The sequence below is a fragment of the Candidatus Vicinibacter proximus genome (genome assembly GCA_016713905.1).
GTDB lineage: Bacteria > Bacteroidota > Bacteroidia > Chitinophagales > Saprospiraceae > Vicinibacter > Vicinibacter proximus.
Genome location: JADJOE010000002.1, coordinates 346,751 through 360,136, shown reverse-complemented (window position 1 = coordinate 360,136; position 13,386 = coordinate 346,751). Strand labels below are relative to the sequence as shown.

10 protein-coding genes are annotated in these 13,386 nt (G+C 38.9%); 7 read left to right on the top strand and 3 right to left on the bottom strand.

All coding sequences use genetic code 11. The features are described 5' to 3' along the window. Window positions 1-453: 453 nt before the first annotated feature. From IPJ83_07770 to IPJ83_07745, 6 genes are all read left to right on the top strand, one after another. A complete protein-coding gene (locus tag IPJ83_07770; protein MBK7880440.1) occupies window positions 454-4,203 on the top strand; it encodes a hypothetical protein in 3,750 nt (1,249 codons plus the stop codon). Between the two features lie 902 nt (window positions 4,204-5,105). Then, window positions 5,106-7,337 carry a tetratricopeptide repeat protein gene (locus IPJ83_07765; protein MBK7880439.1) on the top strand — a complete coding sequence of 744 codons (2,232 nt, stop codon included), beginning with the start codon at window positions 5,106-5,108 and terminating at the stop codon, window positions 7,335-7,337. A 55-nt stretch (window positions 7,338-7,392) separates the two neighbouring features. Next, complete coding sequence (locus tag IPJ83_07760; protein MBK7880438.1) at window positions 7,393-8,019, top strand: response regulator transcription factor; 627 nt, start codon at window positions 7,393-7,395, stop codon at window positions 8,017-8,019. A 265-nt stretch (window positions 8,020-8,284) separates the two neighbouring features. Beyond that, entirely contained in the window at window positions 8,285-9,004 is a 720-nt protein-coding gene (locus tag IPJ83_07755) for a hypothetical protein (protein MBK7880437.1), read from the top strand. Between the two features lie 49 nt (window positions 9,005-9,053). Then, entirely contained in the window at window positions 9,054-10,253 is a 1,200-nt protein-coding gene (locus IPJ83_07750; protein MBK7880436.1) for a hypothetical protein, read from the top strand. Window positions 10,254-10,331: 78 nt separating this feature from the next. Next, complete coding sequence (locus IPJ83_07745) at window positions 10,332-11,348, top strand: hypothetical protein (protein MBK7880435.1); 1,017 nt, start codon at window positions 10,332-10,334, stop codon at window positions 11,346-11,348. A gap of 477 nt (window positions 11,349-11,825) precedes the next feature. Here the strand turns inward: IPJ83_07745 and IPJ83_07740 are convergent, their stop codons facing one another. The 3 genes from IPJ83_07740 to IPJ83_07730 all read right to left on the bottom strand — a co-directional run bounded on the left by IPJ83_07740 (window position 11,826) and on the right by IPJ83_07730 (window position 12,722). Beyond that, window positions 11,826-12,083, bottom strand: coding sequence for a Txe/YoeB family addiction module toxin (locus IPJ83_07740; GenBank protein MBK7880434.1), 258 nt, complete (start codon window positions 12,081-12,083; stop codon window positions 11,826-11,828). Further along, the gene (locus IPJ83_07735) at window positions 12,070-12,333 is read right to left on the bottom strand and encodes a type II toxin-antitoxin system Phd/YefM family antitoxin (GenBank protein MBK7880433.1); all 264 of its coding nucleotides are present in this window, start codon (window positions 12,331-12,333) and stop codon (window positions 12,070-12,072) included. Before IPJ83_07735 ends, IPJ83_07740 begins: the two co-directional genes overlap by 14 nt. Window positions 12,334-12,542: 209 nt before the next feature. Beyond that, a complete protein-coding gene (locus IPJ83_07730; protein ID MBK7880432.1) occupies window positions 12,543-12,722 on the bottom strand; it encodes a hypothetical protein in 180 nt (59 codons plus the stop codon). Window positions 12,723-13,094: 372 nt separating this feature from the next. Between IPJ83_07730 and IPJ83_07725 the strand changes: the two genes are divergently transcribed. Continuing rightward, window positions 13,095-13,274, top strand: a complete 180-nt coding sequence (locus tag IPJ83_07725) for a hypothetical protein (GenBank protein ID MBK7880431.1) — start codon at window positions 13,095-13,097, stop codon at window positions 13,272-13,274. Window positions 13,275-13,386 lie beyond the last annotated feature (112 nt).

The window sequence follows — 13,386 nt, the reverse complement described above, 5'->3', positions numbered from 1 at the left end:
TTGTATTTCTGATTTTTACTCCAATTGAATTCATAAGCGTCAATCATGCCACGTTCAAAGAAGTATATTCTATTTGATTCTATTTAAAATCTATAAGTTGTTTGAAAGTTGGCAAGTCAAAAAATTTTTACCCGTGTTATTCTCTTCATTCTTTTGTCTTTTGAAACAAAGGATATTAAAATGGAAGGAATTAACAAAATCCTGCTCATTTATTCCATATTTAGTCGGTTATTAGAGATTTAATATATAATCGAATTAATTTTTCTTAAGTTTGTCAATCTTTTAAAATGGAAAAGCTATTCTAAAATAGCATTTAACCATACAAATTAAGACCCATCTTTTTACTCATTGAAATAAAAATATTACAAAATGCATCATTCCCAGTTACCGAAAAATTTGTCAAATTACTTTATCATTAGATTAGGGCGTTTTTCAATTTGTCAACTTTTCATTTTGCTTTTATTTGCTGATATTACAATCGGAGCTACGGTTTCTAATGCCATAAAAAATTCATCTGCTACTACCATGATGGCTGATTATAGTATAAGTACAGTTGGAAATGTTATTGAAATTACAGACAACTCCAATAATTCTGATGTGCTTCTAGTGATTGAAAACGCTGCTAACATTGAGTTTAATGTGACTGGTACTACACGAACATTTTCCTTAAATGGAGGTATTGCAACCAATATGCCAGCTATAATTCCGCTCGCAGGAATTACCTCAATAATCGTTAACACAAAAGGAGGAAACGACAACATCAATTTTGGAGCTTTTACCAACAACGCACTTCCAAGTTTTACTGTAAATGGCGGAACTGGCGATGATGTGATCACTTTCTTTGGCAATATCAACTTTCAGGCAGGCGCTAATCTTGACCTAAACCTTCAAAACGATGATGCTCCTGTAGGGATGGATAGAATAATCATTTTGGGAGCTGTAAACTTGGTTCTTTCTGGGACTGGGACCGCAGATATAAAAGTTAGCAGATCAGTTATAGTTAATCTAGGGGCAAGTCTTGTCACTGAAAATGGGGACTTGACTGTAGAGGCAAATCAACAAGCTCCAACTACAGCTGGAAGTTTTTCAGCGGTAACAGTGGATAGAGGCTTACTTCAAGCAAATGGTTCCGGTAATGTCACCGTAAAAGGAAAGGGTGGTAGCACTGGCACAGCATTTAGCGTAGGTATCAGTGTAAACGGACCTAACGGGAAAATTGCCTCAGCATCCGGAAATGTAAATGTCACTGGTCATGGAGGAGGTACCGGTGCTTCTCTGGCCGATTTTGGTGTTGCGGTTCAATCATCCGGTATGATTTCGACCGGGGCCAATGGAACGATCTCTGTGACAGGTTATGGAGGAACTAACTCTTCTGGAAATTCAAATGGAGGTGTTTTGGTTAATACTGGTGGTTCAATTATTTCAACTAATGGCAGTACTACTGTAACTGGAACAGGAGGTGGCACAAGCACCAGTGCAAGCAATTATGGGGTCATCATCAATGACGCATCTTCAATTTCCTCAAGTGGAACTGGAAGTGTAACCGTAATAGGCAATGCTGGAACCACAACTGGAAATGATAATTTTGGGGTTTATGTAAACGCAGCTAACTCTAAAATTACTTCATCAGGAGGTAATGTCTCAGTAACTGGTCATGGTGGAGGATCTGGTGCTTCTCAATACGGTCATGGTGTTTTTGTGGACAATGGAGGACTCATATCTTCCGGAGGAAGCGGTACGGTGAGTGTTATGGGAACAGCTGGTACTCCGACAGGTAGTTTTAACTATGGCGTTTTTGTAGATAAAGCGAACTCCTTGGTTAGTTCAAATGGTGGAAATGTATCTATAACCGGACAAGGTGGGGGGACAGGTAATTCAGGCAATAATTTTGGAGTTGCAATTGGTACGCTCGGTAGAATAACTGCTGGGCTAAACGGTACAGTTACAGTTAACGGTACAGGTGGTAGCCCAACTGGCAATTTCAATACTGGTGTTTATGTAAACAGCGGTCATGCAAGTATCACATCATCGGGCGGAAATGTAAGTGTAACAGGCATCGGTGGTAGTTCCATTCCTGCTTCATCTTCTTCCGCAAATGCTGGGGTGTATATATTATCTTCCATCATCAATGCAGGTGGAAATGGTAACGTGGTGGTGCACGGCACAGGAGGTACCGGGGGAGTGAACAGTGGCACAGCTTATGGCGTTTTTTTAAATGGGTCTGCAGCTTCCATAAATTCCAACAATGGTAACGTTAGCGTTACCGGAATCGCAGGTGGATCAGGTACCACAAACTCCAATTACGGAATATTGGTAGAATCAGCGGCTACAATTACAGCAGGTGGCTCTGGCACAGTCACTTTAAATGGTACCGGTGGACCTTCAAATGGTGGTAACAACCATGGAATTTCAATCAGAAATGCAAACTCAAAAATCAGTTCTAATGGTGGAGCTGTCAATGTCACCGGGCAAGGAGGAGGTTCATCAAGTTCTCAACTTGACTTTGGAATAAATGTAGAATCAGGAGCTTCAATAACATCAGCGGGAACTGGTATGGTGACCGTTTTAGGTTCAGCTGGACAGGGTTCTGGAATTTTTAATGCCGGGGTAAGTGTGTCCGGAACCAATTCAGCAATTACTTCGGTCGGTGGAAATGTAAAGGTCACAGGCAATGGAGGTGGCTCAAGTGCCTCAGGAGCTAATATCGGCGTTGCTATCCAACAATCCGGAGGCATCTCTGCAGGAGGAAATGGCACTGTGGAAGTGATAGGATTTGGAGGAAGCAATTCCACCGGAAGCAATAACGCAGGTGTATTTTTAAATCTATCGGGAACTATCAATTCTTCAAATGGAAATGTAATCATCATGGGTACTGGAGGCGGATTAGGTAGTTCTGCAGGTAATTACGGAGTCTACGTCACTGATGCCTCGATTATTTCTGCAGGCGGAATAGGCACTGTCAATGTGCAAGGCACAGGGGGAACCGCGACAGGAAGTGACAACAACGGAGTTTTACTTGAAAAACCAAACTCTGTGATCACTTCTTCAGGTGGCAATGTTTCCGTGATTGGAATTGAAGGTGGAGGTTTGACGGCATTTGGGATTGTCACTCAGCTCACTGGAACGATCACAACTGCCGCCAATGGTGGTAATATCTCCCTGAGCGCTAATAGCATGAACATGCTAGCTGCAATAAGCACCAATGGAAGCAGCAGTGCAAGTATTTTTCCTTATACCAATGGTACAGCCATTGACCTGGGATCTGCATCTAACACTGTTGGTGGTCCACTGGTGTTGTCAGATACTGAACTAGACTTAATCAGCACGGGCACACTAATCATTGGTAACGCCAATGCTGGTAACATTACCATAAGTGCCAACATAACCCGCAGTCTTTCTACAAATATCCAACTAATCAGCAATGGAGACGTGCTTTTTACTGGCGGTGGAATCAATACTAACGGTGGTACGCTCTTGCTTGATCCCGCTAACGCTCCATACGCAGTTAAACCGACGTATACAGGCACAGATGTGACTGCTGGTATTTTGTCATTTGCCAGCGACTTGGCCATTCTCATTAGTGGTACTACACTTGGTGATGGTAGTGGTGCTACTTATAGCCAACTTGCAGTGCTTGGTTCTGTTAACCTTTCGGGAGTAAATCTTTTTTGTAGTGGCTCGTATGTGCCTGTCCATAATGACTCTTTTACTATTGTAAACAATGATGGTGTAGATGCTGTTATTGGAAATTTTACCGGTTTATCAGAAGGAGCATTCATCAGTAATTTCCTAGGCAGCGGATTAATGGCTACTATAACATATCTCGGAGGCGATGGCAATGATGTGGTAATTAAAATAAGCAATCCCATATTCAATGTTACGGATAACATCTATTATCCTTCAATGAATGCGGCATTAACATCTGGAACTACAGGTGATGGTGACATTTTAGAAATTCCATCCGGCACTTATTTAGAACCATGTATCACCATTAATAAATCCGTAACCATCAAACCAGTGGGCGGACCTGTTATTTTAAATTGTGTGATCATGAATGGCATGGGAAAAACAATGGTATTAGGAGGTAATTTTACAATCAATCAACTCACTTTAACAAATGGAAATATACGCACGAATGGTAATCAACTGAAGTGTGGAACCATTGCCGGAGGAAGTTCGGAATCTTATATCATTACAGATTGAGAAAGTATTAATGGTATAATGTTATAATGCTGTAATACTATAATTCTGTAATGGGGAAATGTAATATTTGAAAATCTAAGGAAAAGTAGGTTGCATTGAGCATCCCGGCTTGGTTTGAACCACCCATCTAAAAGCTTATTTATTACTTACAATAGACTGCAATTTCCTCCTTTTCCATCCTCCGTTTGTTTCAAGCGAGGACGCATGAAACAACCCTTTGGGTTGCTTTGAGGCTCCCGGCTTAAAGCTTGAAGCACTTCCCGAGCAGTCTTCCTCCCCCCTCTCTTTCAAGAGAGGGGCCCCAATTTATTGGGGGGTGAGTTGAACGTGTCGCGCTGAGCCTACTCTAATTAAATCCCTCAAAGTAAAAATCGCAACTTCCTTTTGCCCTTTAGCTTCAAGCGAGGACGCATGAAAAAACCCTTTCGGTTGCTTTGAGCCTCCCGGCTTAAAGCTTGAAGCACTTCCCGAGCAGTCTTCCTCCCCCCCCTCTCTTTCAAGAGAGGGGCCCCAATTTATTGGGGGGTGAGTTGAACGCGTCCCGCTGAGCCTATTCTAATTACATCCCACAGATTAAAAATCGCAACTTCCTTTTGCCCTATAGTTTCAAGCAGTGACGCATGAAACAACCCTTTCGGTTGCTTTGAGCCTCCCGGCTTAAAGCTAACGTACTGTTTACAAAAGAATGTTTAAGGTTCTTTTCACCCTCGGTATAATTGTTAAAATGTTGTAATGATATTTTCAGTAGAGGTAAAAAGGGTGCATTTCAATAATTATGACTCAATCACTCAAGTGAATAAGTCTTCCTTTATAAAACAACCAACCAATTTGAAATTTTGAATATATTTCAATAAATTTGTTTATGCTCCGGGTCTTTACTTTTAAAATCGGGAGGCAATGCAATGGCAGAAAGGAATAGAATTAGTTTACTTTTTCTACTGATGGTACCATTATGGCTTTCCACTGTCCACACACAAGTAATATATACTCCTAAAGATTCAATTGAAATTTATCGTTTGCTCAATGAAGCAGATGAGCTTGATTTTCAAGGAAAATTGGATGATGCTATTCGGATCATCAATAAGGCAAGGCAGATCAGTAAGGAGAGAAAAATGAAACGTGGAGAAGCGTATGCATGTTTGAAAATGGCTGATTTACTCTTGAAGAAAAGTGAATATGATAAGATAGAAGAAAATCTTAAAGAGGGATATCAATTAGGTTCATCCATTCACGATAGCTTGATCATGGGCTTGGCTTTTCTACAAAAATCTCAGTTTTTGAAAAGTTTAAATGATTTTGAGCAAGCGATTGTGGCTTCAAAATCCGGATTGCAGTACTTATCGTACAGAACAGACTCACTGTATATTGCACTGGCTTATAATGAAATCGGAATTAACTATGATAAATTGGGTGACTATGCAAATGCTGCAGAGAATTATCTTCATGCTCTTCGCATATTTGAGTCCATGGGTATTGAACAGGAGGTGGCGAATACTATCGGGAATCTTGCTGTAAGTTATTACCGTTTAAATAAACGCGAGGAGGCGGCCAATTTATTTAAAGAATCTCTTGCTATTCGTGAAAAAATTGGTGATGTAAAAGGTATTGCTGCAAACTTAGGAAATTTGGTAACTGTTTATTCATATATTTCTTTAGACACAGCATGGATATATCAAAAGAAAGCCATCCACTATGCAGAATTAAGTGGGATAAAAACTATGCAGGCACAGGTATATTCAAATTCTGCCACTTTATTGACCCGGCAAAATAAAAATACGGATGCTTTTGAATACCACGAAAAAGCAATTGAGATTTATAAGTTGACTGGTGATCAATACAAACTCACTTTACAATACATTCAGACTGCAGAGTTATCTGAAAAGATGGCGGATTCTTTACAATCAGAAATTTTTTATGAGAAAGCATATCTACTTGCAACCAAGCTTCAGAGCAAACCTTTATTGCAAGCACTATATTCCAGTAAGACAGGGTTTTATAAAAAGCATAATGATTTCAATAATGCCTTAAAATACATTCAATTGAATTATAACTACAGAGACAGTTTGTTCAATGAGAAAACAAAAACAAATGTCGAAGAACTTAAATTAAAATACGAAACTGAAAAAAAGGATCTGCAATTAGCCAAATTAAGTGCCGAGCAAAAACAAAGGGAACTTGAAATTGACAAGCAAAATAAACTGATGGAGATCAGTAATTTGCTTAACATAAAGGGGCAACAGGAAATTACCTTATTAAAACAAGATCAGGAAATTCAGTTGGGTCGCTATCAAAAAATAGAATCCGAAAAAACCAAACAGGAATTGATCAATCAATCCAATAACCGGCTATTGGAATTAACCAATCAAAACGTAAAAATTCTTGAACAGGATAAGCTCCTCAATGAAAGACAGATTCAGCGGCAACGAATATTAAGTCAAGTTTTGATAGGTTCTATTTTTATTTCCTTGGTGCTGGGCTTTTTATTATTTAACAGATATCAGTTAAAAAGAAAAATTGCCCAACAAAATAGCCTGCTGAAAATACGAAACAACATTGCAAAGGATTTACACGATGAAATTGGAAGTACACTTACAAGTATAAATATCCTTAGTTTAGTATCCAGTCAATCACTGGATAAGGATCCATCGCAAGCAAAGGAAATGTTAAATCAAATAACCCAACAAAGTAAGACGATACAGCAAAATATGAGCGATATTGTTTGGGCTATCAGACCTGATAATGAAAAAATTGAAGCACTTTCTGCCAGAATGAGGGAATTTTCAGGGAAAGTTTTGGAATCACAGAATATCAAAGTTTTTTTTGATGTGGATGAGGGATTATTGTCCAAGGCTCTTCCGGTTGAATCGCGTAAGGAGGTTTTACTTATTTTTAAAGAAGTGATCAACAACATTGTGAAGCATTCAGGTGCGGACACAGTACGCATCATTTGGAAGCAGACTAAAGCCAGCTATGAGTTGGAGATAACAGATAATGGGGAGTGGAAAGGCAAACTAGGTAGTACCGGTACCGGTATTAAAAGTATGCAAGAGCGAGCCATCTCTATAGGTGGAAGTTTTGAAATTCAACATGGAAATGAAGGAACTTATGTGCGTTTAAAAATACCCATCACATGATCATGTTAGGATTTGTTTGAAATGAATTGACTTACCTTTGGAAAAATTTAAATGAATGTCTGTAAGAATTATTATTTATGAGGACAGTGATCATTTAAGATCCAGCTTGTGTTCATTGTTTCAATGGAATAAAGAAATGGAGGTCATGCTTGCAAAACCTAATCCTTCTGAGGTATTAAAGGATATAGATGAATACAGACCTGATGTTATTCTCATGGATATAGACATGCCGGTAATCAATGGGATAGAAGCAGTAACATTATTGCGATCAAATAATTTAACCCTACCGATTATTATGTTGACTATTTTTGACGATAGTGAACATATTTACAATGCAATCTGTGCAGGTGCAAGTGGTTATTTATTAAAAAATGATTTTGAAAATATTATCTCTGCCATTAAAGATGTTTTAAACGGAGGGGCACCCATGACAGGAAGTGTAGCTCGTAAAGTATTGAATTCATTTGCTAGACCTTCAATAGTAAAGAAGGAAAATATTGAGCAACTTACCGAACGTGAAAATGAAATACTGCAAGAACTTGTAAAAGGTTGTAGTTATAAAATGATTGCGGATAAATTGGAACTAAGTATTGATACCATCAGAACACATATTAAGAAAATTTACAAAAAGTTACAGGTAAACAGCGCTACTGAAGCCATTTACAAGATCACAAATAAGTAGTTAGAATATTTTTTAGGTGAGAAATTTAAATTCAGCAAATCTAAGTTATTCGTATTTATTTTAGTGACCGGTATTTACCTGACACCTTAATTATTTTACTTCGTTAACTAATTTTTATATTATCAGCAGGAATAAAAAGTTGCATCACATCATCATGTGATGGTTAAACCTGCATTTAGACATGATCATGCTATGCCTGATTTTAAGTGGTGATTTTAAGGCATCCTAACTTTGTATCATCAAAAAATTTATAAAAATTTAAATTATGAAAAACAAGGTTTTGAATTCAGTGATGAGTTTTATGATCACCATAATATTTAGTTCGGTGAGTAGTCAGGTTATTATTCACAGTGAACAAAATTACAGAGGTACTCGACAGGCGATCTCTGCCGGTGATGGTACACGACTACCATTCAACGTAAGATCTATAACTATTCCGAGTGGATATTTGGTGATTATGGCCAATGAGGATGGGTGTACGGGTCTTTGTCAGTATTGGAGAAACATGGATGGTTCTGCAGGATTGTTAGGAGCCAGAGGATGTACCATAACAGTAAAAAGAATAGATGCTTCAGATGCAAGTCTTCGCATTTCTATTAAGACCGGAGGAGATGATTTAAGAAGTGGAAGCTATGCAATCTTTCACTGGCGTATAAATGGTGTCGGCAATCGATCCAATCGAATGGTTGGTGCTGGAGGTAGTCTTGCATCCAACTCAAGTCGTGATTTCACGATTTCTATACCCGGGGTTAGAATAGATCAAATTTTAGATATGGCACTATCCCACAGTGGACTTCCGGAACATAGAGGAAATATTTTCGAACATTATGACAATTGGGATGTGAATGAACTGCAAGTAAGCTACATAAGTCGATCTTATCCTGATGGATTGGTAGTTTATCGCGGTAATGGTGCGCCAATGGTTCGATTTACAGGAGAGAATAAGCGGTACCCAATTAATGTAACCGGCAGAGCCTGTAACTAATTTTTAAAAATCTATAAGCAATATTTATAAACGATTAAAATTTTAAATCATGAAAAATATCATTCAATTTTCAATGGCGGTATTGTTTAGTATTACACTAATTCAAGTGAGTTCCGCACAAAGTAAGATAACAACCAAAATAAAGGACACTCCTCTTACAGGACAGGATGCTCTGTTAAATCGAAAAATGACTGCGTTTAAACCAGAAGTCCACGGGTTTAAATTTGTGAATGACATTCATTGGGAATTACCACTCGCTTTGGTGGATGGTCCTGTGCTGGCAGGTGCTTGTGGAGGGATGGCTTACACCATGTTGGATTATTATAACGCAGGACGAACGATTCCTCAACAATCATACAGACCATTTAATGGCTCTCCATTGTCTAATTTTATAGAAGCCAGACAAAAGAAATCCATTATTTCCAATGCAGACAAGTGGGCGGAATTAATCAATAATCCTTTTGGCTGGAGAACCAGTGAATTTTTTAATTGGGGAATTCAAGGATTCAATGGAGGAAGGTTGCAGGAGCTGAAAGAAAGTATTGACGCGGGCAAACCTGCAGTCCTGGGACTTTTCAAGGCAGGTGGAGGAGGTGTAGTTTCTCATCATCAGGTGATTGCAATTGGATATCAGTTAGGTCGCTACAAAGGAGATTTGGGAAAATATAAAGAAGACTTTAAAATATTCATTTGTGATCCTAATTTTCCGAACCGAACAATGACTTTGATTCCAGATGTTGCAAGAAATTGTTATCATTATATAGAGGATGTTTCCTGTGAATGGATGACCTATTTCGTAGATAAAAAGTACAGCAGATCAATACCCCCGACCACAAATACTCAAGTTCTTTCCAAGGATGGAACTGTTCACGAATTATTATTGGAAATTTTTACCGGTGGTGATGATTTAAGAGGAGGAAATGACAATGTTCAGGCCATAGTTAATTTTAAGAATGGCACTTCGCAAAAATTTGAAAACATCAACAAAGGTGCCCGATGGATAAACCATTATTACCAGGTAGTGCCGATTGAATTGCAAAAAAGTGTTAAATGCGAACAAATCAAAAGTGTTGTCTTAAAAACAACTTTTGGTGGAGGCATAGGCGGAGACAATTGGAATGTGAATTCATTCAGAGTTTTTGCCCAGGAAGGAACTTATCAAAGAGAATTGTATAATGGAGCAGGGGATCCGCTAGTGCGTTTTGATGGCAACAACCGACCTTTTGAGGCAAGTATTGTAATTCGTTAATATTAAAATCTAATAAATTTCAAGACGCATATTTTCATTCATCCATATTATTTCATTTCCTACTTTAAAATTATACCAATGAAAAATTTAGCAAACCTGCATTTCAGGTTAATGATTATGATGACATTTATGGTCGTAAACATTTATTGTTCGCAAGCACAGAATAAGATCGAACAAAAAATGGATAAAGCGGTATCGGCCACAGAAAAGATTCAGCAGAAAAGTCAGAAAGTACAGAATGGGAGTGTGGCTATGAATGAAAACATGCAACAGGCCGGGGAAGGGATCAAATCTACTGTACAAAATGTCAAGGCCATTATAAAAATATTTGACCCGATCCGCGGACTTCATTTTAAAAATAAAAACAATGATGCAACAGAAAATACAAATGATGACCAATTGCCAGATCCCCCATCGGATCTTTCAGAACCATTGGAAGATAGTCCGACCGAAGTAAGTGAAACAGGATCCACCGCTGAACAATTTGAAGTACCGGAATCCGCTTCATATAACACAGATGGCTCAGCTAATCTGGGGAATCAAAACAACCAAAAATATGGTTGTTACCTGGACATGATGAGTGGTCTTATAATGGACGATGTGGACGCAGCCGGAAATACAAGCAGCGTCGATATTATTTTTACCGCAACGGATTATTACGGATCAGCGCCCATGTATGCATTGTTGACTCCGGCATACGTAAAAAATGACCATTTTGCAAATTACTATTTTAGGGGAAGCAACTATAAAGATGCAAACATACCGGTTAAATTATGGGAAGAAGTCAATGAAAGTGAGATTGCTTTAACTGCGCTCACATCGGATAAGTTTGAAAAAATCCAAAACAATAATCAATTATTGGCTGTGATCAAGCAGACCCCTGCCTTCAAAGACAAATTTGAAAGCCGAACTAAAATAAACGGAAAAGTATTTGCCATCAAGACAAAAATGCAAAATCGTGAGGCCTATGGATTAATGTTGGTTGAAGATCAATTTGGGACAACGGGTGCAAGCGGATATTTGAAGGTTAGACTAAAAGTTATGGGCTTTGATTCCAATGGAGACGGTAATCCGGATGCAAATCTGTACAAGTAAAAATCTTGCTGTAGCACACTACAAATTTTCCCAGTTTGCAACCTCGACTCTTTACGATCCTGATCATGGAGATAGTCGAGGTTTGCAATCTCAAACACCCTGCGATCAAAGTTTTTAACTTAAAAACGCAATATCAAATCGGTTGCTTTGAGCCTCCCGGCTTAAAGCTTACGCACTACTTACAAAGGAAAGCAAGAACCTCCTTTTCCAGCCTCCGTCAGTTTCAAGCGAAGACGCATGAAACAACCCTCTCGGTTGCTTTGAGCCTCCCGGCTTAAAGCTTACGCACTACTTACAAAGGAAAGCAAGAACCTCCTTTTCCAGCCTCCGTCAGTTTCAAGCGAAGACGCATGAAACAACCCTTTCGGTTGCTTTGAGCTCCCAGACTTAAAACTAAAATGAAAAGAAAAAGAAAAAGTCGGGATTGTCCTTCTAATCGCCAGGACGAACGTAAATTATTTCATTAACTTTTGAGGCTTAATAATGAAATCTGCATTGGATAATATGTATTCTGTCCTCATAAACTGCATAGACCAGTCGATGTTCGGTATCAATTCTTCGTGAATAATAGCCTGCCAGATTTGATTTTAGAGATTCAGGTTTGCCGATACCAGCAAAAGGGTCTCTTTGAATGTCGACGATTAATTTGTTGATTCGTTTGAGGGTATTTTTGTCATTCAATTGCCAATAAAGATAGTCTTCCCAGGCGTCTTTGTCCCAACTAAGATCCTTCATGATCACTGATCAGTTTATGTTTTTTAAACTGTCCTTTTTTATCCCGTTTGATGGCTTCTGAGAGCCTTTTTCTGTTATTTTCTGTGCTGAGCAGGTGCAATGTTTCCTGCCAGCTATTGTATTCTTCCAGCGAGATGATTACCGCATTATCCTCACCCCTGGTAATAATAACCGTCTCGTGGTCATCTACAACAGAATCCAGTACAGCTTTAAGATTAGACCTGAGCGTTGAATAATTTAAAACTTCCATATAGCGTAATTACGTACTTAATAACGTAAAGATAGTTAAATATTTTTAAAATAACATGGCTTAGTCAACATAATGCAATAATGATCGAGGTTTGCAACCGCGACAAAAACATCAATAGCAGCATCAAGGTTGCTTTGAGCCTCCCGGCTTAAAGCTTACGTACTGGTTAATAAAGGGTAGTAACAACCTCCTTTACGCCCCCGTCAGTTTCAAGCAAGGACGCATGAAACAACCCCGGGTTGCTTAAAGCCTCCCGCAGCATCATGGTTGCTTTGAGCCTCCTGGCTTAAAGCTTGAAGCACATCCCGAGTAGTCTTCCTCCCCCCTTCTCTTTCAAGAGAGGGGCCCCAATTTATTGGGGGGTGAATTGAACGTGTCCCGCTGAGCATACTGCAATTTTTTAGATGGTAACACATCTAGAGTAGTCTTCCCCCCTCTCTTTCAAGAGAGGGGCCCCAATTTATTGGTGGGTGAGTTGAACGCGTCCCGCTTAGCCCCTCCTCTTCCACCCACAAATTTCCACCAAACCCAAGGACAAAACCGTTCATCTTGTCCTTGAAAGCCTAAAAACAACCAAAAAACCACAAAAATCTACCATTTGGGAAGTTTCATATAAAAATAATTTACAAAATCGGCCTAAAATTCGTAGATTTTACTACTTTTGGTCCAAAGACTCGACCGGATCCTATTCGGAAGAGTGTTTGTTTTTTATACTTTAATAACTTTATTTTACTTAGAAAACTACAAAAACCAAAACTTCTATGCTTCATCCGTACAGATTTCAGGAACACGCACCGACGGTAAGCAGTCATTCTTTTGTACCAACCATTTCAATACTTCTTCAGCTACCTGCCTCAGGGTCAGGATCAACAAACCCTTTCAATACCTGCGTTTGTAGAGATGTATTCGGCACGAGTCATGAACAAAACCTAATCCAATGAACATCCAAAATTTTTTCAATAATGAGGACCACCCCTGTGTAAAAGTTGCACAGCCCTTCAATATGCCTACAAGTTCAAAATACCATAATCACCTGCCAGAAACCCTGGAAAA